Source organism: Motiliproteus sp. SC1-56 (assembly GCF_017309075.1).
GTDB lineage: Bacteria > Pseudomonadota > Gammaproteobacteria > Pseudomonadales > Balneatricaceae > Motiliproteus.
In genome coordinates this window covers 144,179-166,465 of the sequence record NZ_JAEMGS010000010.1, presented here as the reverse complement: position 1 = coordinate 166,465, position 22,287 = coordinate 144,179, and the positions used below count along the sequence as shown (strand labels likewise).

Sequence of the window (22,287 nt, the reverse complement as noted above, 5' to 3'; positions counted from 1 at the left end):
GATTTTGCAATACCTTGACAGGGTACGACCAGAACCCGCTGCGCGAGTTCAGGTAACGAGGCCGGGGGAAGTCCAGTGGCCAAGCCATGAACTAGACTAACCAGGCGTCAGCCTATGGAGTAGTGTAAAGGGAGCTTTTAATGCCGATGCTTGGCACTTTGATGAAGACCGGCGCGGCCGTTGGCTCCCTGTGGGCTTTGCTCGCTGCGCCCTCTGTTCACTCAGACACTTTATCCGCCCAGGAGTCCGACCCTCGTGTTTTGGGCTGGATGCAGGGATTTCCGTCGCCTCCCGAATTGCTTATCACCCAGCCGGATTCCAACTACTTCAGCTTTCCCAAGTTGCGCTGGTCTGTCTGCCACTTGCGCGAGTTTCTGCCGACAGAAGAAATCAGCCGCGGTGTTGGCAAACCTGTTCCGCTGGAATATCTGCCGCCGGCCAGATTTGCTGAAATGGCGCGCACCATCGATGCGCTGAGGTTCACGCCCACTAACTCAAGTGCGGACATGAGCTGGGAAGAGTCGCTTTATGCCAACTACACCGACGGAATGCTTATCCTTCATGACGGCAAGGTGGTTTACGAGCGGTATTTCGGCTGTCTCGAGCCGGACGGAAAGCACGCCATCATGTCCATGACCAAGTCCGTCACCGGCCTGCTGGGCGAGATACTGGTTCAGGAAGGTGTACTTGATGACACCCTGCAGGTTAAAGACATCATTCCGGAGATTGGCGACAGCGCCTTTGCCAACGCGACGGTCCGGCAGGTGATGGATATGACCACCGGTTTGAAATATTCGGAGGATTACTCAGACCCGAGTGCCGACATCTGGCTGTACTCGGCGGCTGCCAGCCCACTGCCCAAGGCGGGAGACTACGAGGGGCCGAATGGCTATTGGGAGTATCTGCAGCAGGTTGAGCCCGAGGGCGAGCATGGCGAATCCTTTCATTACAAGACGATCAATTCAGACATGCTGGGCTGGGTCATCAGTCGGGTGACAGGCAAGGCGGTTACTGAGCTTGCATCGCAGCGATTGTGGCGCCCTATGGGCGCCGAACAGGCGGCTTATCAAACGGTGGACGGAAAAGGGGTGCCCTTTGCCGGCGGCGGGATTTCAGCAGGCCTGCGGGATCTCGGGCGTCTCGGGCTGCTGGTGTTGCAGAACGGTCAGTTCAATGGCAAGCAGCTCTTCCCGGCCAAGGTGGTCGAAAGCATCCGTGCCGGTGGAGACCAAAGCAAGTTTTCCGGCTTTCCTACGATTCCCGAAGGCAGCTACACCAGTCAGTGGTGGGTTTTTCATAACGACCATGGCGCGTTTGCAGCGAGAGGTGTTCATGGGCAAACCATTTATATCGATCCCACAGCGAACATGGTTCTGGTCCGCCTGGCCTCTTTCCCCCAAGCCAAAAATGGCCTTATTGACCCCACCTCGCTGCCAGCCTATCAGGCATTGGCGGAGTTTCTGTCCGGTAAAAACGAGTAACTCGAGCCCGCGTGGGTAAAACTGGTGGCTAAAACGATGTTATCCATTAAACAGATCCATCTCCTGTCACGTTATCTCCTGTTTTCGATCGTTGGGCTTGTTGCACTCGCCCAACTGGCTTCTGCTCAGGAGCCCTCTGGTGAGAAGCCCTCTGGTGAGGAGCCTGAGCAGGCGGTCTCCCAAGATTTGACCAACCCGGCGATACCGATCGACGTGCTTTCCCATCGGCTTGTGCCCATGACAAAAGACGAGCTCAAGCCGCTGGCGCTTGCCTGGCTGGATATTGTTCAGGCGGAAACCCGAGCAATTTCGAATAAAAAGGTAAGTGCGATTCAATCTCCGGAAGGCCAGCGCAAAGAAACTTACCGGGAAATAGCGGCGATGACTGAAGCCAGAATCCCGGTGTTTGAACGCTACACCATGGTGGTGGATGCCTACGAGCGCAAAGCTGGCGATCCTGAACTGGTGGCTGACCTGCGGACCTACCGGGATGCGATCCTGCTGGATGAAACCAGCCTGGCCAGTCCCAAAGCCATTTTCCTGGCCACTCTTGAATGGGTCACCCGCAAAGACGGTGGCCTGGCGGTTCTGAAGAACATCGGCATCGTGATTCTGGCGGCGCTAGGGCTGCTGGCCGTTGCACGTACGTTCAGCGCCGCGGCCCGCAAGTGGATTGGTCGGGTTCCTACTATTTCCAAACTGTTGGAAACGTTTTTGGTTGGCGTGGTTTTCTGGTTGGTGCTCACCCTTGGCCTGTTGCTGGTTCTGGCCGGCCTTGGCGTCAATGTCGCACCCATCTTCGCCATGATTGGCGGGGCCTCCTTTATTCTCGCCTTTGCCTTTCAGGACACGTTGGGCAATCTGGCCAGCGGGCTGATGATCATGATTAATCAGCCCTTCGATGAAGACGACTATGTCGAGGTCGGGGGTGTCGGTGGCACCGTGAAGTCCGTCAGTATCGTCGCAACGAAGGTTGCGACCCCGGACAACCAGATTATTGTGATTCCGAACAAAAATGTCTGGGGCAATGTGATTACCAACGTAACGGCCAGCAAGGTACGTCGGGTTGATCTGGTGTTTGGTATTTCCTATGAAGACTCGATACCGGCAGCTCTGGAAGTCATGGAGCGGATCGTGAAAAGCCACCCTGCAATTCTGAATAAGCCGGAGCCTACCCTGCGTGTTCATCAGCTTGCAGACAGTTCGGTTAACTTCATTTGCCGCCCTTGGGTGAAGACCGCGGACTACTGGGATGTCTACTGGGATCTCACCCATCAGATGAAGGAAGCATTTGACGAAGCTGGAATATCGATCCCTTATCCCCAGCGAGATGTGCACATGAAATCCTGAGTGTTGGCATGGCCCTGGATGGGACATAAGACAGGATGCCATGTCGGCAGGCTCCTCTGGAAACCGCAGCAACACTGTCTGGCTTGTCTGGCTTGTCTGGATTTTGTGGGGGGCACTCCGTTGGCGTCCTCTCTGTCTCAGACAGTTGCGATAACGCTCCTGGTTGTGCGGGGAGCGCGAGCAGGATAGGGCAGTCAACATCTCTAAGGCTTGGCTGGCAAGCCCGAATGAATCTTGCGTCCGTTGACCGCTTCCGCGAAACCGCTGGCAACTTGGGAGCCCAGAGATGCCAAATTCCGGCAGATTTAGTAAAATCTAATGTCGCAAAAACAGCCTCACCTCCCACACTTCCCGGATAACTTCTATGGCGTCGACAGAGATAATCACTCCGTTGCTCGGTGGTGGCTTGATTGGCCTTGCCGCCATCTTGCTCATGCTCCTCAACGGTAGAATCGCAGGTATCAGCGGCATCCTTCACGGGGCCCTCTTTACGCGAGGCGCTGGCAACTGGCGACTCCTGTTCTTGGCCGGGCTCGTCGCAAGTGGCCTGATCGCCAAGCTGTTTTTTGACTCAACGCCGAGTGTTCCGGCGTTACCCCTGCCGTTGATCGCGCTGGCAGGGCTTCTGGTCGGTGCCGGGACTTACTTTGGCTGTGGCTGCACCAGCGGTCATGGAATCTGCGGTATTGGCCGGCTCTCGACCCGATCGATTGCGGCAACGGCCGTGTTTATGACCACCGGTGTGTTAGCCGCGATCAGCTTCCACGGATAAACGTTTAATCGCTATGAACAGTTTCGTCTCTTTCGTCTGCGGCCTCTTGTTTGGGGCAGGTTTGTTGATCTCCGGAATGACCGATCCCAGCGTGGTGATCGGGTTTCTCAACGTTTCAAACATGGCCTCCGGGCAATGGGATCCGTCGCTCATGTTCGTGATGGCGGGCGCTTTGGGCGTGTACCTGCCGCTCTATCACTTCGTGGTGAAAAAACGCATCAGCGACAACAAGGCGCCGGTTTATGCCGAGCAGTACCACCTACCCAAAGCGCAGCGCATCGACCGGCCCCTGTTGCTGGGGGCGGCCGCCTTCGGGTTGGGCTGGGGGATAAGCGGTATCTGCCCCGGCCCCGGCATCGTCAATCTCCCAACGGGTTCACTCACCGTCGCCTGGTTTGTGGCCTGCATGCTGGGAGGTATCTATCTCGCTTCCCGGGTGATGCGGCGGTAAACGGGCTGAAGGACCTGGCCTCGGCCAATCAATCGGAATCTGAAGCCGCCCGAACCAACGCTTCGGGCGGTGGGCAGCAGTCACTCCTCACAGAGATAAGCACCGCCCGCGCTCAATACCGCTTGCGTCACCTCAGTCAGCCTTGAACAGCAGCTCCAGGTAGTTACGGCACTGGACCAGCTGCTGGGCGGCGAGCTTGGGTTCGTTCATCACCTTGGAGAGGATAAAGGCGCCCTCGAAGGTGGTCAGCACGTGGTCGGCCACCTCCTCGCGGTCGATGGGAATGCGGGTGGGGTAGAGCGCCTGCACCTCTTCAATCTTGCGGCTCACCTGGGCCCGCCAGAAACGCATCATCTTCTCCACCTCGTCCATCATCTCCTTGGAGACCGCCCCGCTCTGGTAGCAGTAGGAGGCATAGAGGCAGCCGGGGAAGGGTTCTTCGAGCTGTTCGGCAAACTCGATGAACAGGCCCACGAACAGCAGCAGCTGCTGCAGCGGGTCCCGCGACAGCTGCTCGGCCTTGGTGAGGGCGTCGGTGAGGTGGTGCAGGTCCTCGTCGGCGAAGCGCTCGATCAGCGCCGCCGCCAGGTCGTGCTTGGTTCTGAAGTGGTAGAAGAAGGTGCTCTTGGTGACCCCGGCTTCCTCGATCACCCGCTCGATGGAGGTGCCCATCAGCCCCACCTGCAGGATCATCTGCTGGGCGGCATCCATGATCTTGGTGCGGGTGGCGGTTCCGTCCCGGGGCATCGTGATCACCTGTTTGTGTCGTGCTGGCCTTAGTGTAGGTCAGCTTTTCCCCGGTTTTTGTTGTACCGCAGGTCAGAAACCGGCCCTTCGGGGACTCCGAGCGACGCGGACGTTTTTGTCCGGATGGAGAAAAGTTTATTGGTATCAGTAAATTAAAAAAATCAATTTTAATCCCGTACCCGTATTGAGAGATTAAAAACCGCAGACGTAAGCTGGTAGGGCATCGAAAAACAACAACGCCCACGGAGATTTCGTCATGTGTAACGCCTGCATCCCCACGCTGAATACCGCCCAGACCACCGACGCCTTTGCCGACCGCCTGGTGGACATGCTTAACCAGGGAGCCCTCTCGCTGATGGTCTCCATCGGACACCGCACCGGCCTGTTCGACACCTTGGCCGAGTTGCCGCCCAGCACCAGCACCGAGATCGCCGACCACAGCGGCCTTGATGAGCGCTACGTGCGTGAATGGCTGGGGGCTCTGGTCACCGGCGGCATCGTCCAGTACCGGCCTGATGACGGCCGCTACCAGCTGCCCGCCTCCCACGCCGCGGTGCTGACCCGTGCCGCGTCCCCTGACAATATCGCCGTGTTCGCCCAGTACATCGGCCTGCTCGGCAGCGTCGAGGATCGGGTGATCGACTGTTTTCGCAACGGCGGCGGGGTCGGCTACGAGCACTACCCGCGCTTTCACGCCGTAATGGCCGAAGACAGCGGCCAGACCGTGCTGTCCGCGCTGGACGAGCACGTCCTGCCGCTGGTTCAACACCTGATTCCGCGCCTGGAGCAGGGGATCCGGGTGCTGGACGTGGGCTGCGGCCGCGCCCGGGTGATCACACGCCTGGCCGCCCGTTTCCCCCGTTCCGAATTTGTCGGGCTGGACCTGTCCGACGAGGCGCTGGCCAGCGCCCGTGAAGAGGCCGCGCGCCAGGGCCTTAGCAACATTCGGTTCCAACAGCAGGACCTGACCCACTTCAACCGCGACGCCGAACCCCAGGGCTACGACTGGGTGACCGCCTTTGACGCGATCCATGACCAGGCGGCGCCGCAGAACGTGTTGGATGGCATCCACCGCACCCTCAAACCGGGCGGCACCTTCCTGATGCAGGACATTAACGCCTCCTCGCGGCTGGAGAACAACATCGCGCATCCCATCGGGCCGCTGCTGTACACCATCTCCACCCTGCACTGCATGACCGTCTCCCTGGCCCAGGGCGGCGCAGGGCTCGGCACCATGTGGGGCGAGGAGCTGGCGCGCAAGATGCTCGGCGTTGCAGGGTTCAGCGATATCGACGTCCACCAGCTGGACCACGATTTCCAGAACAGCTTCTACGTCATCCGCAAGGCCGCCTGAGCGGTCGGCATAATCGGGTTGGTAGGCAGGAACGCACCATGCAACACGATCATCAGACCGCTGCGAACAGGACCGGTCAGCCGCGCTTCCGGGTGATCCTGTTTACCGACATCGTCGACTCCACCGCGCTCTACGAGTCCCTCGGGGACGAGGTCAGCGCGCGGCTGGTGCTGGCCCACAACCGGGTGGTCCGACGTTTGCTGGCCCGCCACGGCGGCGAGGAGATCAAGTTCACCGGTGACGGCTTTCATCTCGCCTTTGAGCGGGTGGAAGCCGCGCTTGCCTTCGCCGTGGCCCTCCAACTTGCCATGCAGCGCTTTCGCCGGGTGGCGCAGCCGCTGGCGGTGCGGATCGGTATCAGCGCCGGCAAACCGATCGCGGCCGACAACGACCTGTTCGGCTCGGTGGTCAACCTCGCCGCCCGCCTGTGCCAGCAGGCCGAGCGGGGACGGATCCTGGTTAGCGAACGGCTTCGTGAGCTGGCGGGATCCTCCGGTCGCTTCGGCGCTCAATGCCAGACCCGGCTCAAGGGCTTTGACAGGCCTGTCACCTGCTACCCGCTGGTGTGGGGGTGATCACCTTCAGGCTGACCGTTCTCTTGTACCTCTCTCACCACGCTTTACATCTCGTTACATAAAGCCACAACTGCGCACAAAACGCCGGAGTTTGGTTTACAGCCCGGCGGTAGCATCGCTTTCTATCCTGGGTTTCCGCTGCCTCAGGTCGTTGAATCTGAACAGGGGAAGCTTTGCTCAACGGGCCCAACGAGATGAAGACGATGAGGGTGATCAGCTTGAAAACTACCAAATCCAGATGGAACACCGGGCTGTCGCTGTCCGGGGGGGCTGCATTGGCGTTGTCCGGGCTGATGGTCTGGTCCACCCCGGCGGCGGCGGACGGCCAGCAGCTTATTCGCGAGCGCTGCCTTGACTGCCACACGGAGACGGGGGATGCCGCGGCTCCGTTCAGTCGCATCAGCCAGTTGCGTAAAACCCCCGAAGGCTGGGAGATGACGCTCAACCGTATGCAGGCCCTGCGTGGCTTGAAAATTTCTGCGGAGGAGAAGCGCGAGCTGATCAAGTACCTGGCCGATACCCAGGGGCTGGCCCCGGCCGAAACCCGGGGCTTGCGTTACGTGCTTGAGCAGGATCGCAACCATGTGGAGAACCTCGAGAACGAGGCGGTCGCCGGCACCTGTGCGGGCTGTCACTCGGGGGCGCGGGTGGCGTTGCAGCGGCGCTCGGCGGAGGAGTGGAAAAAACTGGTCCATTTCCACATGGGCCAGTTCCCTACCATCGAGCTGATCGCCGGGGCGCGGGACCACGCCTGGTTTGATCGCACCTTGAACGAAGTGGCACCGGCCTTGAGCAGCGCCTACCCCCTGTCGACCCCGGAATGGTCGCAGTGGCAGGCGGCGCCCAAGGCGTCACTGGAGGGGAGCTGGCGCCTGGTGGGCTGGTTGCCGGAGAAGGGCGAATTTGACGCCACGCTCAGCGCCCAGCCCCAGGGGGATGACCGTTATCAGCTGAAGATTACCGGCCAGTACGCGGACGGCTCGGCGCTGGAAGGGAACGGCCTGGCCCAGGTTTACACGGGTTACGAATGGCGCGCCAACCTGACCCTTGACGGCGTGCCGATGCGCCAGGTGCTGGCGGCCGACGAAAACGGCGAAACCCTGCAGGGGCGGATGTTCCTGCGCGACGCCAAGGAGCTGGGCGGCGAGATTCGGGCGGTTAAGGCCAAGAAGGGGCTTTCCCGCCTGCTATCGGTCTCCCCCGGCTACCTCAAGCGTGGTCAGACCCAGACCCTGACCCTGCACGGGGCGCAGCTCTCCGGGGAGATCGACCTGGGCGAGGGGATCACCCTGGTCAAGGTGCTCGCCCGTGATGCCGACCGTATTGAGGTCGTCGCCAAGGCCAGCGAAAGCGCCGGTATCGGGTCGCGGGCGCTGCGGGTCGGAGGCGCCCAGGGGGCGGATCTGGTGGTCTACGACAAGCTGGCCCGGGTCGATGTCACCCCCGGTCAGTCTATCGCCCGGGTCGGCGGCAACGGCGGCCAGCTGGCCAAGCAGAAGGTGGCCTTCAGGGCCGTCGGTTACGCCGCCGGAAAGGACGGCACGCCCGGCACCGAAGACGATCTGCGCCTCGGCTATGTGCCGGCCCAGTGGTCACTCAAGGCGTTTGACGAGGTGGCCCAGGCCGACAACGACCTCAAGTACGCCGGCACCATCGACGCCGAAACCGGCCTGTTCATCCCCGGCGATGCCGGCCCCAACCCGGAGCGTCGCATGTCCACCAACAACGTCGGCCAGCTGGCGGTGGTGGCCACGGTGGATGACGGTGATGGCCCGGTGAGCGGCGAGAACCACCTGCTGGTGGCGGTGCAGACCTTCATGTTCCCGGTGATCCAGTAGTCCGCTCCGGACAGGCGTCCGCGGCCGGCACGGCCGCGGGCATTCAACAGCACAGGAGGTGAACAATGGGCTCTGTACTCTCCCTGGTCGAACCTAACCTGCACCTGGTGGACGTGGATCGCCGGAAGCTGCTGTTTCATGTGCCGACCAGTGCCCTGTTCGAGCTGGACGGGCTGAGTGAGGCGCTGATCGCGCGGCTGCGCGCGGGCGACCGGACGGCCGACGACCTTGCACAGGCACTGGCCCCCCGTTACGGTTCGGAACCGGTGAACGCGGCCATCGACGAACTGAAAACGCTGAAGGTGTTGAGCGTTGACGGCAGCGCGCAGCTGAACGCCGAGCCGGCCAAAGTCACCGAGTTCCCCCTCAATACCGTGGTGCTCAACGTTAACACGGGGTGCAATCTCAGCTGTACCTACTGTTACAAAGAGGACCTGGCGGCTCCCTCCAAGGGGGAGAAGATGCCCCTGGAAACGGCGATCAACGCCATTGAAATGCTGCTGCGCGAATCCCCGGACCAGGACCGTTACAACGTGGTCTTCTTCGGGGGCGAGCCCCTGACCCACATGCCCCTGATCCGTAATGTCGTCGCCTACTGCGAGGCGCGCTTTCAAAAGGTTCGGGGCAGTGTCGATTTCTCCCTCACCACCAACGCCACCCTGCTGACCGAGGCGCTGGTGGACTACTTTGATGCGCACCGTATCGGGCTCACCATCAGCCTCGACGGACCCAAGGCGATGCACGATAAGAACCGCATTACCGTGGGCGGGAAGGGCACCTATGACGTGGTGCGCCAGAAGGTGGAGATGCTCTTCTCACGCTATCGGTCAAGGCCGATAGGCGCACGGGTGACCCTGACCCGGGGAGTCACCGACGTGGAAACCATCTACCAGCACCTGCACCGGGAGCTGGGGTTTCACGAAGTGGGGTTTGCGCCGGTGACCTCGGGCGATATCGCCGAGTTCAACCTGACGCCGCAGGAGCTGGCCGAGGTGTTCGCCGGCATGAAGCGCCTGGGGCGTCGCTACCTTGAAGGAGCGCTGCAAGGGCGCAACATCGGCTTTGGCAACATGCACCGGTTGTTGAGCGACATTCACGAGGGCAGCAAAAAAGCCCTTCCCTGCGGCGCCGGGGTCGCCCTGCTGGCGGTGGATACCGCCGGTGAGATCAATCTCTGCCACCGCTTTACCGGCTCGGACCTGCCCCGGTTCGGCGACGTTGAAACCGGGGTGGATAAGCCGGCCCTGTCCCAGTTTATTGAAGCGCGCCTGGACCGCAGCGGTACGGGCTGTGAAGCCTGCCGTATCCGCAATCTCTGCTCCGGCGGCTGCTACCACGAAAGTTACGCCAAGTACGGCGACCCGAGCGTGCCCGCTTATCACTACTGTGATCTGCTGCGGGACTGGGTCGACTTCGGCGTGGACGTTTATAGCCGAGTGGCGATCGAGAACCCCGGTTTTTTCGATGCTCACGTTACTCCCAGGAGGAGTCCATCCCCATGAAACACCTTAAATCCATTAACAAGAAAGCGAAGATGCTGGATCAGGCGGCGGACCCCGCAGCCGTGGACGAAGTCGTGGCCATGCAGACCGTGGTGGGTTGCACCGGGGTCACCGACCCGGGTTGGGAGGTCGACCCCTTCGGTGGCCTGGGCTCCTTGTGTCAGCCCATGGAGGCGGATCTCTATGGCTGCGCCGACGCCTGCTGGTGGCCGGCCCAGGTGCCCGACACCATGAATACGCACCCCGACTGGAGCTCGAGTGTAAGCAAGGCCGACCAGGACTGGCGCAAGCTGGACGGCGTTTATCCCGTGGATGAGAAGTGAGGAGCTGCCCCGTGAAACTGACTAATCGAACAATGAATCGCCATCTGGGCCTGGGCGCCGCGATCCTGACGGGCGCCGCTCTGCTGGTCGGCTGCGGCAACCAGCAGGTGCAGCAGGCGGCTGCCGAATCCCACGCAGAATCCCCGAAAGAGTACCTGCTGACGGTCACCCGGCCCAACCACCTGCAGGTGATCGACATGGCGACCAACGAGGTGGCCCGGCGCTGCGAGATTCCGGGCAGTTTCGGCGGGCAGATCGCGCTCTCTCCCGATAACCGCATCGCCTACATTCTGAGCAACGGGATGGAAAACCTGTACGGATTCAACATCGAATCCTGTGAGCAGGTCTTTTCCGCCTACCAGTCGAGCAACGAGGTGCAGGTCAAGACCTTCGTCTCCCTGGCGGTCAGCACCGACGGCGAGGAACTCTACACCATTCAGAACCCGGTGCGCCTGCTCAAGGACGAATTCCAGGTGATGTCGCCGGTACTGGCGGTGTTCAACACCGGCGACGGGCTTAACGCCAAACCGGTACGCACCTTCCCGGTGGACCGGCGCATCACTACCATCGCCGCGGCTGCCACCGGCGAGGTCTTCCTGGGCGGCGGAGACCTGAAGGCGATCGACCCCAAAACCGGTAAAACCCGGCTGGTTGAAGCCCTGCAGAGCGAGGAGCGCCCCGGCTGGCTGACTCCGGATGCCTTCGCCATGTTCAACCTCGGGGAGCAGGCCAATGAATACATCCTGCCCTACGTGACCGCCGAGTTCACCGACGACACCATGAATTTTGAGACCGCCGCCTGGTGGTGGGGAATGAACCGGGTCGATCTGGCGACCGGCAAGGCCGAGCGGATGGAGTTTGCCCCGTTTGAATTTATCATTTTCAACGTGGTGGCCGACCCGACCGACAAGAACACCCTGTACGGGGCCTTCAACACCCTCTCCAAGCACGACGTGGCCAAGCGTGAGGTGCTGGGCGTGAAGGAGTTGGACCACACCTACTACAACATCAATATCTCGGGCGATGGCGAGCGGCTCTACCTGGGCGGCACCGCCAGCGATATCTCCATTCACGATCCTGAAACCCTGGACAAGATCGGCGGTATCCAGCTGAGCGGCGACATGTCCACCAGCGATCTTCGGGTCGCTAGGCTCAGCCACTGAGGCTGGGGCGGTTTCCGTGTTGTTGAGGTGGCTCGGCGCAACCGTCGCTGCGCCGCCGCCCGGCGCCGGGCAGGGGCGTCTCGACCGTCGCCAGATGGCCGAGGCCTTTGCCTGGCTCTATACCTTCGTGCGTCCGCACCGGCGGGCGATCGGCGGCTTGCTGGCCCTGTCGCTGCTGGCCTCGGCCCTGGTGTTGCTGCAGCCCTGGCTGACCAAGCTGCTGATCGACGAGGGGCTGCTTGCCCGTGACTACGGCACCTTGCTGCAAGTCGCCCTGGTGATGGCGGTGGCGGGGGTGCTGGCGACCGCCCTGGCGGGGGTCAACCGCTACCTGCATACGCGCCTGTCCGGGCGCATTCTTTTCGATCTGCGCGAACACCTCTACCGTCACCTGCAGACCCTGTCACCGGTTTTTTTCGGCGGGCGCCGCACCGGCGACATTCTCTCGCGTCTTGACGGGGATCTGGCCCAGATCCAGCGTTTTGCCGTGGACAGCCTGTTCACCGCGGTCAGCAGCCTGATCGGCCTGGTCGGGGCCGGGGTGCTGATGGTGATGCTCTCCTGGCAGCTCTCCGCGCTGCTGTTGCTGCTGATTCCCCTGGAGGTGTTTTGGCTGCGCTGGATGCGGCGCAAGGTGGAGCAGGGTACCCGAACCTTACGTGAGCGCTCCGCGGACCTGAGCTCGTTTCTGGTGGAGACCCTGCCGGCGATGAAGTTTATCCAGTCGGTGGCCCAGGAGGAGCGGGAGGCGCGCCGCTTGAACCGTCTGGGTGACCGCTACCTGGGCGATCTGCTCAAACTCCAGGTGGTGGAGTTCTTCACCCACGCGGTGCCCGGCACCCTGACGTCCCTGACCCGGGTAGCCGCCTTTCTGATCGGCGGTTACTGGGTGGTGCAGGGGCAGTGGCAGCTGGGATCGCTGATCGCGTTCTCCACCTACCTGGGGATGGCCACGGGGCCGGTGCAGAGTTTGCTGGGGCTGTACGTGGCGGTGCAGAAAATGTCCGTCAGCCTGGACCGGGTCATGGAGTTGCAACGGGCCGAGGCGACGGTAAAAGCGAGTGCCGAGGCGGCGGCGCTGCCCGACCGGCTCCACGGCGAGTTGCGCCTGCAAGGGGTGAGCTTTGCCTACCCCGGCACGAGCCGGCCGATTCTCGAGGGTGCCGAGGCCTGTTTTAAAGCGGGCAGCAAGATCGCCCTGAGCGGCCCCTCCGGTGCCGGCAAGACCACCCTGATCGATCTGTTCATGCGTTATTACGATCCCGACGCTGGCGCCGTATTCCTTGACGGCATCGACCTGCGGCGCCTCAATCCGGCGGACCTGCGCCGGCGGGTGGCGCTGGTCAGCCAGGACATCACCCTGTTCAGGGGCACCCTGGCGGAGAATATCCGCTACGCCCGGCCGGAGGCCACGGACGCGGCCGTGGCGGCGGTGATCAGGCAGGCCCAGCTGGAGACGCTGGTGGCAAGCCTGCCCCAGGGGATGGAGACGCCGCTGGGCGAGCGGGGCGGGCAGCTCTCGGGCGGTCAGAAGCAGCGCCTGGCGATCGCCCGGGCACTGTTGCAGGACCCGGCCGTGCTGATCCTGGACGAGGCCACCTCGGCGGTGGACGAGGTGACCGAAGCGCAGGTGATTGCCGCCGTGGACCGGCTCTTTGCCGGTCGCACCCGCATCCTGATCAGCCACCGGGCGTCGACCCTGGCCGGAGTTGATCAGCATTTTTGTCTGGAAGACGGCAGCCTGATGGAAATGTCGGTCGAGTCCTGCGTGCAGGGCAGTTCTGCTTCGAAGTATGCACCGGCGTTGAGCTGACGACGTTTTATAAAAACGCTCCCTGGTCCCTCACTGGCTCTGCCAATCGCCTTTCGCTACGGGCTGATGGTAACGCGGTGGTATAGCTGGACCCCTTCCGTTAGCTAAAGCGATGTTTTGCTGTTCATGACCACCAGCGAGTAAATGGCGGCTATTTGTAGTCATAGCTGCGGGTAATTTGTCCCTCACGTTCCAACGCCTGCAGCTTGCTCACGACGGACGCACGAGACAGATTAGAGGGCTGGCCCAGATCGTTCTGGGTGACGTCGATCTCTGGGCGCGGGTCTTCTGGATTTTTGGTTTTGCGCGCGTCGGCGAGACGCACGAGGAGCCGGGTGATGCGCTCTCGTAATCCCCGGACCAGAACCCCGGCCGGAAGAAATGCGCGAGGTTCGGCCCGCGCTCGTAGGTCGCGATCTCGAATGCGAAGCCGTCCGAAACGACCCAGAACAGGCCGTCGTATGGCGCCCCGGTCTGGTACACGGTCTCACCGCGTCCCGCCGAAGCAAACTTGCAGCGCGAGCTAGGAATGGAATTTCACAGAGAACAAGCCTAGCCTTTGATTAGGCATGCACCGCTGAGCGGGTGCCAGTCGCGAACGCGGGGGTCGCCGACCGTTCGAACAGCAAAAAAGCATGGCCTGCTGGTTCTTGCGCAGTAGAACTGAACCTGCCCACAGAATCATCGGGAGCTCTGCTATGTTTCGCATACTAGCCGCATCGATCTTTGCGCTCTTCGCAGGCGGGGTCGCGGCCGCACAGGCCGCACAGGACGTCCAACCTAATCCGCTGCGCCAGGCCTATTTCGGGAACCTGCACGTCCACACCGCATGGTCGTTTGATGCAAACATCAACGGTGCCGTCGCCGGACCCGACGAAGCCTACCGATGGGCGAAGGGTGAGGCCATACCCGGGGGCGACAGCGGCCCGGATCTGCAGATCCTTCGTCCGCTCGACTGGTATGCCGTGGGGGATCACGCAGAATACCTTGGGGCGGTGCGACTCATGGCCGACCCGGAGAGTCCGGTCAGTGAGCATCCGCTGGCAGGCGCGATCAGTGGCGACGATCCGGAGGCCTCCTTCGCGGCCTACACCGAGATTCTCGACGGAATTTCAAACCGCAGGAACGATCCGATCCTCGGCGATCCTGAACTCCTGAAGGATGCCTGGGAACAGATCATCGACATTGCCGATCAGCACTATGATCCGGGTGCGTTCACCACGTTCGCGGGGTTTGAATGGACCTCGAACCCCGGGTGGCGCAACCTCCACCGGGTGGTGATCTTTCGCGACACCGAGAACATTTCCGATCGAGCGTTCTCGGCAATCGAGTCTGACCGGGAGGAGGATCTCTGGGCCTGGATGGACCTGCAGCGCGAGAAAGGAGCCGAGCTTCTCGCCGTTCCCCATAACGGCAATGCCAGTGACGGGCTCATGTTTCCAATCGGAACCTCCTACGGCGGTAGCGACATAGACAGCGCTTATGCCGAGACGCGGATGCGAAACGAGCCGCTTTACGAACTGACGCAGATCAAAGGCACGTCCGAGACGTTGCCGGTGCTGTCGCCCAACGACGAGTTCGCCAATTTCGAAATCTGGGATTATACGCTGGCCTCAACCGCGACGCCTCCGGAGAACAAGGTCGGCGGGTACATGCGCGAGGCGCTGATCCGGGGCATGGCGCTGGAGGTTAAGGGCAACGGTAACCCTTTTAAATACGGCTTTATTGGCGACAGCGATACGCACAACTCTGCCGCGGCGATCGAGGAGGATAATTACACCGGGAAGTTCGGCTTCGAGAACAACCCTGAACATCGCCTCGAAGGCCCGCAGGGCGTCAGCGAGGCCGGGGCCCGGCAAGTCCGCGAGTTCAGCAGCGGCGGGGTTGCCGGCGTCTGGGCGGAATCGAACACGCGCGAGGCAATCTTCGATGCGATGATGCGCAAGGAGACCTTCGCCACGTCCGGCCCGCGCCTGAAGGTGCGGATGTTTGGCGGTTTTGACTACGCTGACGGCGTGATGGACGGTGCCGACTGGCTGCAGGTCGCCTATGATCGTGGCGTGCCGATGGGCGGCGATTTGCCTGCCGCGCCCGAGGGTGGTGCGCCGACGTTCCTCGTCGCGGCGATGAAGGAGGCCGATGGCGCAAACCTTGACCGCATCCAGATCGTGAAGGGCTGGGTCGAGAACGGCGAGCAGATGGAGGAAATTTTTGACGTCGCGCTGTCGGACGACAGGACCGACGGCAGCAAGCCGGTCGGTAACACCGTCGACGTGTCGGCGGCGACCTACACAAATGAGATCGGTGCGGTCCAGCTGATGGCGGTCTGGACAGACCCCGATTTCGACCCCTCCGAGCCGGCGATGTACTACGCGCGCGTCCTGCAGATTCCGACGCCGCGTTGGTCCACCTACGACGCAGCGAAACTCGGCGTCGAAGTGCCGGAGGGGCTGCCCACCTCGATCCAGGAGCGTGCGTGGTCCTCGCCGATCTGGTACGTCCCGCAGTGATGGTCCATTGAAAGCCGATTTAAGGGACAGGCGTCCGCAGTGTCCAGTTTGGGGCGACTCCTGTCGCTGAGTCGTTTTGACGAAGCCTGTCCAGCCCCTAGTCTAGACGGCCCAGTTCTTTGACAATCGCCGGGTTGATGGGGAGGATGCCGGGTGATCGCAAATTACCGAGCTCCTCTGTTATCCCCAACTGCCTGCAGACTCAGCGCCTTGGCGTGGTGTTTTCCACTCTTCGCGGCCCCTAAAAAAAAGGAGCCCCGAGGGGCTCCGAAGCTCATGAGAAACGATCAAAAGGGTGAGTGTCGGCGGGAAACCGCCCGACTACTCCTTGTTGATATGGATCACCTGGGGATAGGTGTACTCCAGCAACCCCTCCTGGCCGAACTCGGTGCCAAAACCCGACATCTTGCAGCCGCCAAAAGGCGCATGGGGCACGATGTCGGCGTGGTTGTTGATCCAGACCGAGCCGCACTCCAGGCGCGCGGCGATGCGTTGGGCTTGTTCGATATCCGTGGACCAGACCGAACCGCCCAGGCCGTTGCTGTTGGCGTTGGCCCGGCGTACGGCGTCCTCCACGTCCTGGTAGCGGATGACCGGTAGTACCGGGCCGAACTGCTCTTCGTCCACCAGCCGGGTGCCGTCCTCGATATCCCGGACAATGGTGGGGGGGTAGAAGTAGCCGGGACCGTCCAGGGGCGAGCCGCCGCTCAGTACCTGGGCACCCTGTTTGCGGGCGTCCTCAACCAGCTCCGTGACCAGTTCCAGTTGCGCCCGGTTCTGCACCGGACCGAAGGTCACCCCGGCATCGGCGCCGTTGCCCAGAGTCTGCTCCCGGGCGATGTCCGCGAGTTTCTGACACAGCGCATCGTACTGGGAGTCGTGCACATAGAGTCGCTTAAGGGCGGCGCAGGTCTGTCCCATGTTGAGGAAAGCCGTCTGGAAGATCGCCATGGCGCTGGCGTCGATGTCCGCGTCCGGCAGAACGATGGCGGCGTCATTGCCCCCCAGCTCCAGGGTCAGGCGTTTCAGGTTGCCGGCGGCGGCGCTCATGATCGACTGGCCGGTGGGGGTGGAGCCGGTGAACACGATTTTGTTAATACCCGGGTGCTCGCTCATGGCGGCACCGATCCGTGATTCGGCACAAATGACATTGACCAGGCCGGGCGGTGCCACTTCGTTGATGATCTCTCCCAGCATCAGGGTGTTCAGCGGGGTCAGTCCAGAAGGCTTGCAGACCACGGCATTGCCGGCGCGCAGCGCGGGAATGATATGCCAGACGGCGATCATCAGCGGCCAGTTCCAGGGGGTAATTGAACCCACCACACCCAGGGGCTTGCGGTGCATTTCGATCCGCTTGGCATAGCTGTCTTCGAGAACCTCCACCGGAAGCTCCAGCTCGGCGGTGGCCCGGGTCCAGGCGACGGCTCCACCGACCTCGGCCTCGGCCAGAAAGCGCGGTTTGCCCTGCTCCTGGACGATGATGTCGGCCAGTTCGCCGGCACGTTCTTCCAGCCGATCGGCGATGGCGGCAATCACCCGCTGGCGCTCGGCGTGGGAGCTGAGCTTCCATTGCTCGAAGGCGGCCTGCGCCGCCTCGACGGCCTGGTCAAGCTGGTCCATGGACGCCTGGGGACACTGGGCGACGACCTGTTCGGTGGCCGGGTTAAGCACGTCAAAGTGGCCGCGGGCGCCGGCGATGGCCTGCCCGCCGATGATTAAGTTGTACTGTCGGCTCATGTGAATTCCTTTGATAACTGGCGAATGGAAGTGGGCCTTTCGGGCCTCGTCCCGACCCCCGATCCGGCCCGAGTTCGATCCTTTGCCGACGACCCGAGGGCCTCCTGGCGGCGAGGGTGAGTGCAGGTTAGCGGAGAGGATGTAAACAACCTCAGGGGGCCGTGTAATCAGTTGTGCGCAGTTGTAATAAGTTGTAACCCTGCTTGATTCTTGCGCTGGTCCTGGGGAAAGATCGAAGAAAAAATGTTAACCGGAGCGGGGGGTGAACGGATGCAAACACGGATGAAAGCTTCTCCTCTGATCGGCATCCTGGACTCGGGTGTGAATCCGGCCCTGGCAGCGCAGGTGGTTGCGGCCCGGGCGTTTGTCAAAACCGATGCGGGGGAGGTGCGGGCGGTGGCCGCCGGCCCCGATCGCCTTGGACACGGATCGGCCCTGGCCCGGGTTATCGCCTGCCAAATTCCCGAGGCGCGCTTTCTGGTCGCCCAGGTGTTTGTCGATAAGCTGGCGACGTCACCGATGCAGGCGGCGGCCGGCCTTGACTGGCTGGTGGCGCAGGGGGCGCGGGTGGTCAACATGAGCTTTGGCCTGCACGCCGACCGGGCGCCGCTGGCCGAGGCCTGCCAACGGGCGCTCGCGGCCGGCGTGGTCCTGGTGAGTGCCGCACCGGCGGTGGGGCCAAGCGTCTTTCCGGCCGCCTATCCTGGGGTGATCGCCGTGACCGGCGATGTGCGCTGCGCCGCTGGGGAGTTCTCGCAGCTGGACGCATCCCGGGCCGATTACGGCGCCTGTGTCCGCGCCGGGGAGCGCGCGGTGGTGGGGGCCAGCGTCGCCACGGCGTACCTTACCGGCCAGGTCGCCCGCTACTTCAACGAGGCCTTTAACGAGAGCTTCAACGAGACCACTAATAAGACCGGCGAGGGGCCCGAGGGGCTGCATCGCTGGCTGGCGGCCAGGGCTACCTACCGGGGCGTTGCCCGACATTTCGAGCCGGTGCCGCTCGCGCGACGTCTGGTCTGGCAGGATGCAGGTCAGATTGCAGGAGAGCCGAGCTGATGGTTTACCCTGTCGCGAGCGGGCCGCAACGGGCCTTGTCGTCAACTCGTAAGGAAGGCGAAGTGCAGAGCCGCGAAGCCCGGGCAGACACTGCTGGGGGTTCCGTTCAAACCTGCCTCTCCCTGACCGATCTCGGAATGCTGACGCGCCTGGATGACTTGGGCCCCAGGCCGCGGCTGGCGGATTGTCTGGAGCGGCTGGGGTGGAAAGAGCCCCCGTTGTCCGGGGACTATCCGAATTTGCGGGTCACGCGCGTTTACCTGGGCAATGAATTCTGTGAGCGGCTGCTGCCGACGCCTGCGGCATTGCGCTCCGCTTATGCGGCGCTGCGGGCGCTGGACGCCGGGATCACCCTGGTCACGCCCTTGTTGACCGACAGCGGGCTCAAGCGCCTGCGGCCGCTGCTGTCGATTCTGGAGGAGGGCTGCGAGGTGGTGGTCAACGACTGGGGCGGGCTGCGCCTGCTCAGAACTGCCTACCCCGGCTTGCGTCCGGTGCTGGGGCGCCAGCTCTACAAGATGATCAAGGACCCGCGGATGCCCTCGGCCCAGTGGAGCCGGCTGCACCCTCACGGCGGGCGCTCGGCCCCGTTTCAGCAGCTGTTGAAGGGTTTTGATGTGGCGCAGATCGAGATGGACCTCCCCCCGTTCATCGGACCGGAGCAGTTTCAGGTAGGGGCGTTTGCGCTCTCAGTCCACCTTCCGTATGCCTACGTGGTCAAGGGGCGGATGTGCCGTATCGGCTCGCTGAACCAGCCCGATCAAGGGAAGTTCGTCGCCGGGCACGGGTGTGAGAAAGAGTGCCTAAGCTACGTGACCCGCCTGGCGCGGCCCCGAAGCGGGGAGCCGGGGCTGGTGGAGTTCCAGCGTGGCAATACCCAGTTCTACCGTTATTCAGCGGCAATGGAAGCCCCGCTCCGGGAAGCCCTGGAGCAGGGACAGGTTCAGCGCTTGGTGTTTGCAGGAGACTGGAATGAACATCGTTGCCCCGCTCAGTAAGCTCGAGGAGATCCTGCCCCTGGCGGCGGCCGGCGCCGATGAATTCTACTGCAGCGTGGTGCCCGGGGCCTGGATGAAGCGCTTCGGCACCTCGGCGGTCAGTCGCCGCGCGTTCAGCAACCTCTCTCAGGAGGCGGACCTGGAGGCAGCGGTGACGCAGTGCCGTGCCCTGGGCAAACGCATTTCCCTGGTGATGAACGCGCAGCACTACACGGCAGAACAGCTCGACTGCCTGCTGGAGCTGGCCCGGGCGTTTGACCGCCTGGGCGGGGATGCGGTGATCGTCGGCGACCCGGTTCTGTTGGGGTGCATCGGCAGCGAGGGGTTCGGGTTCGGCCTGCACCTGAGCTCGATCGCCAGCTGTCGCAACGCTGAAACTGCCCGTTTTTACCAGGAGCTGGGGGCGACCCGGGTTATCTTTCCCCGGGACATGACCCTCAAGGAGATTGGCAGGCTGACCAAGGCGGTGCCTGACCTTGAATACGAGGCCTTCGTTCTCAACGATGGCTGTGTGTTCGAGGAAGGGGTCTGTCACAGCATTCATCTGCCTCGCAATCTGGGCGGGGCCATCTGCATGGACCGTTACAGCTACACCTATGCGCGCATGGATCGCGCCGATCTCAGCCCGAGCGAGACCGAGGCGCTGGCGCACAATGACCAGCGTTACCTCAAGTGGCTCTGGTACCGCTTCGGCTGCGGCTTTTCCGTGACCGATGCTGGCTATCCCTTCGGCCCCTGTGGCCTGTGCGCGCTGCCGGCGCTTCGGGAAGCCGGCGTGACGGCGGTGAAGATCGCCGGCCGCGACGCCCCCCTGACCCGCAAGGAGAAAAGCGTGGAGCTGGTGCGCCGGACGCTGGACCGGATGGCCGCTGACCGAGATCCCGCGCGGCTGATGGATTACGCCCAGGCCCTGCGCCCCAGCGAGCGGCAATGCGCCAGTGGTTACATGTGCTACTACCCCGAGGTCCTGCGGCAACGGGCTTCCAGGGTGATCGCCCGCACCGGCTAGCCGTGTTCATGGCCGGGCGGCGGTCTCACAACCTGTTACAAATCCCCCACAGCTTTGCACAACCCCCGCGAATTTTATCAACGGCCCTTGCTTAGACTGGCTTCGGAACTATTCGTGGGCGGCCGGTAATTTCTTGGCCGACTCCTTGACCCCGCTCCGACGCATTCTGGCGCGAGCCCGGCTCGCGGTTTGGCGGCGTCCGAAAAATCAGCCTTATCAGGACGGTCTAGCAATGAACAAGAAACGAGTGAATCGAGGCTCAAGTCTCCTTTTTGGCGCCGCAGTGGCGGCTACGACGGGGCTGGGGGCCTCATCGGCCCAGGCGCTGCCCCTGTACGACGAGGGTGGCAGCCAGCTGAACTTTGACTTTGAGGCCATCGTCGGTGCGTTCCACAGCGACGAGAGCTATGCCCTGCTGAGGAGCAGTGAAGGCAGCGTCAGTTGGCAGGAGGGGTACGCCAAGTACGGGTTGAGCGGTTCTGCATCACTCGGGTCGACCGGCGGCGAGCTGTTCGGTGCCGCCAGCCTGCTGACCAGCCTCACCCGGGGCGACGGCGACGCGGCCGGATTCACCAGCGGTGACGAGGATGAGACCGACGTTGAGGACCTCTATGTCGGATGGCGCTCGGGCAATCTCATCCCGGGGCTGGGGGAGAACGGCTTCGAGGTTTCCGTGGGACGCCAGAACGTGACCCTCGGGGATGGTTTCCTGATCAACGGCGATGCGCTGAATCTGGGCGAAGGGTTCAAGGACCTTGGCGTTTCGCCGGATTTTGACCGCGGCGGCGCCTACTGGCTGGCGGCGCGCAAGGCATTTGACAAGACTGCGGTGGTGCGCGTGGGCGGCGCCGAGGGATTGCGCTCGGACCTCTTCTGGCTCGAATCGGATAACCTGGCCCAGGCCCAGATGGAGCTGGCCGGGATCAACCTGGAGTATGTCGGGCCTGCTGCCACCCTGGCGCTGACCTATATCGAAGGGCTGGACGTGGATGCCGACAGCGCGGCCATCCTGGGGCTGGAGCACCGGGACGGGCAGGAGACCTGGAGTGTGCGCGCCCAGGGCAGTGCCGGGATCGAGAACCTGTTTCTCTCCGCTCAGTTCGTGGACCAGAGTCAGGGTGATAACAGCCGTCGCGATGCCAACGCCTATTACCTGGAGGCCGGCTGGACCTTCGCCGACCTGCCCTGGTCGCCCGGCATCACTTACCGTTACAGCGACTTCGACGAGGATTTTGATCCGCTCTTCTTCGGCTTCAACCGGGGTTATGGAACCTGGTTCCAGGGCGAGGTGGCGGCCAACTATGCCGGTCCGTTCAACAGTGATGCCCAGGTCCACCACCTGGGGCTGAAACTCGCGCCCAGTGAAACCCTGACCCTGGGGGCTCTGTTCTTCCAGTTCGATGAGACGGCAGGCGGCAGCGGGGCCCTCGACGGCCAGGAGATCAACTTCTATGCCGAGTGGGTGGCCGCTGACCACCTGATCATCAGCCCGCTGGTGGGCTTCTACAGCCCCGACAACAGTGCCGCCGAGGGCGGCACCCAGATCGGCAACGACGACACCAATACCTACGCCCAGGTAATCGCCATCGTTCCGTTCTGATCTCCCTG

General features: G+C 62.6%; 19 protein-coding genes. 16 read left to right on the top strand and 3 right to left on the bottom strand.

Annotated elements, in window-relative coordinates:
- Positions 1-140 precede the first annotated feature (140 nt).
- The 4 genes from JGZ97_RS12750 (at position 141) to JGZ97_RS12735 (ending at position 4,054) form a co-directional block, all read left to right on the top strand.
- Positions 141-1,481, top strand: coding sequence for a serine hydrolase (locus JGZ97_RS12750; protein WP_242521741.1), 1,341 nt, complete (start codon positions 141-143; stop codon positions 1,479-1,481).
- 24 nt (positions 1,482-1,505) lie between these two features.
- Positions 1,506-2,831, top strand: a complete 1,326-nt coding sequence (locus tag JGZ97_RS12745) for a mechanosensitive ion channel family protein (RefSeq protein ID WP_207063013.1) — start codon at positions 1,506-1,508, stop codon at positions 2,829-2,831.
- Positions 2,832-3,195: 364 nt separating this feature from the next.
- Positions 3,196-3,603: a YeeE/YedE family protein gene (locus JGZ97_RS12740; RefSeq protein ID WP_207063012.1), complete on the top strand. Its 408-nt coding sequence runs from the start codon at positions 3,196-3,198 to the stop codon at positions 3,601-3,603.
- Positions 3,604-3,616: 13 nt separating this feature from the next.
- Entirely contained in the window at positions 3,617-4,054 is a 438-nt protein-coding gene (locus JGZ97_RS12735; protein WP_207063011.1) for a DUF6691 family protein, read from the top strand.
- A 132-nt stretch (positions 4,055-4,186) separates the two neighbouring features.
- Here the strand turns inward: JGZ97_RS12735 and JGZ97_RS12730 are convergent, their stop codons facing one another.
- Positions 4,187-4,801: a TetR/AcrR family transcriptional regulator gene (locus JGZ97_RS12730; protein WP_207063010.1), complete on the bottom strand. Its 615-nt coding sequence runs from the start codon at positions 4,799-4,801 to the stop codon at positions 4,187-4,189.
- A gap of 256 nt (positions 4,802-5,057) precedes the next feature.
- Here JGZ97_RS12730 and JGZ97_RS12725 point away from each other — a divergent pair, with 256 nt between their 5' ends.
- The 7 genes from JGZ97_RS12725 (at position 5,058) to JGZ97_RS12695 (ending at position 13,369) form a co-directional block, all read left to right on the top strand.
- Complete coding sequence (locus tag JGZ97_RS12725; RefSeq protein ID WP_207063009.1) at positions 5,058-6,155, top strand: class I SAM-dependent methyltransferase; 1,098 nt, start codon at positions 5,058-5,060, stop codon at positions 6,153-6,155.
- A gap of 38 nt (positions 6,156-6,193) precedes the next feature.
- Entirely contained in the window at positions 6,194-6,730 is a 537-nt protein-coding gene (locus JGZ97_RS12720) for an adenylate/guanylate cyclase domain-containing protein (RefSeq protein ID WP_207063008.1), read from the top strand.
- A 218-nt stretch (positions 6,731-6,948) separates the two neighbouring features.
- Positions 6,949-8,568: a quinohemoprotein amine dehydrogenase subunit alpha gene (gene peaA / locus JGZ97_RS12715; RefSeq protein ID WP_242521740.1), complete on the top strand. Its 1,620-nt coding sequence runs from the start codon at positions 6,949-6,951 to the stop codon at positions 8,566-8,568.
- A 65-nt stretch (positions 8,569-8,633) separates the two neighbouring features.
- A complete protein-coding gene (peaB, locus tag JGZ97_RS12710; protein WP_207063006.1) occupies positions 8,634-10,070 on the top strand; it encodes a quinohemoprotein amine dehydrogenase maturation protein in 1,437 nt (478 codons plus the stop codon).
- On the top strand, positions 10,067-10,393 hold the full coding sequence (gene qhpC / locus JGZ97_RS12705) for a quinohemoprotein amine dehydrogenase subunit gamma (protein WP_207063005.1): 327 nt from the start codon (positions 10,067-10,069) through the stop codon (positions 10,391-10,393). The genes peaB and qhpC overlap by 4 nt, the downstream gene beginning before the upstream one ends.
- 11 nt (positions 10,394-10,404) lie before the next feature.
- Complete coding sequence (gene peaD, locus JGZ97_RS12700) at positions 10,405-11,556, top strand: quinohemoprotein amine dehydrogenase subunit beta (RefSeq protein ID WP_207063004.1); 1,152 nt, start codon at positions 10,405-10,407, stop codon at positions 11,554-11,556.
- Positions 11,557-11,572: 16 nt separating this feature from the next.
- Complete coding sequence (locus JGZ97_RS12695; protein ID WP_370584056.1) at positions 11,573-13,369, top strand: ABC transporter ATP-binding protein; 1,797 nt, start codon at positions 11,573-11,575, stop codon at positions 13,367-13,369.
- A gap of 151 nt (positions 13,370-13,520) precedes the next feature.
- Here the strand turns inward: JGZ97_RS12695 and JGZ97_RS18520 are convergent, their stop codons facing one another.
- Entirely contained in the window at positions 13,521-13,709 is a 189-nt protein-coding gene (locus JGZ97_RS18520; protein WP_370584059.1) for a hypothetical protein, read from the bottom strand.
- 358 nt (positions 13,710-14,067) lie between these two features.
- Between JGZ97_RS18520 and JGZ97_RS12685 the strand changes: the two genes are divergently transcribed.
- Positions 14,068-15,879 (top strand): DUF3604 domain-containing protein, encoded by a 1,812-nt coding sequence (locus tag JGZ97_RS12685; RefSeq protein WP_207063002.1) that lies wholly within the window; start codon positions 14,068-14,070, stop codon positions 15,877-15,879.
- Between the two features lie 321 nt (positions 15,880-16,200).
- Here JGZ97_RS12685 and JGZ97_RS12680 read toward each other — a convergent pair whose 3' ends face one another.
- Complete coding sequence (locus tag JGZ97_RS12680) at positions 16,201-17,616, bottom strand: aldehyde dehydrogenase family protein (RefSeq protein ID WP_207063001.1); 1,416 nt, start codon at positions 17,614-17,616, stop codon at positions 16,201-16,203.
- Between the two features lie 282 nt (positions 17,617-17,898).
- Here JGZ97_RS12680 and JGZ97_RS12675 point away from each other — a divergent pair, with 282 nt between their 5' ends.
- From JGZ97_RS12675 to JGZ97_RS12660, 4 genes are all read left to right on the top strand, one after another.
- On the top strand, positions 17,899-18,672 hold the full coding sequence (locus JGZ97_RS12675; protein ID WP_207063000.1) for a S8 family serine peptidase: 774 nt from the start codon (positions 17,899-17,901) through the stop codon (positions 18,670-18,672).
- On the top strand, positions 18,672-19,670 hold the full coding sequence (locus JGZ97_RS12670; RefSeq protein WP_207062999.1) for a hypothetical protein: 999 nt from the start codon (positions 18,672-18,674) through the stop codon (positions 19,668-19,670). Before JGZ97_RS12675 ends, JGZ97_RS12670 begins: the two co-directional genes overlap by 1 nt.
- A complete protein-coding gene (locus JGZ97_RS12665) occupies positions 19,645-20,679 on the top strand; it encodes a U32 family peptidase (RefSeq protein WP_207062998.1) in 1,035 nt (344 codons plus the stop codon). Before JGZ97_RS12670 ends, JGZ97_RS12665 begins: the two co-directional genes overlap by 26 nt.
- Before the next feature lie 232 nt (positions 20,680-20,911).
- Positions 20,912-22,279, top strand: coding sequence for a hypothetical protein (locus JGZ97_RS12660; RefSeq protein WP_207062997.1), 1,368 nt, complete (start codon positions 20,912-20,914; stop codon positions 22,277-22,279).
- Positions 22,280-22,287 lie beyond the last annotated feature (8 nt).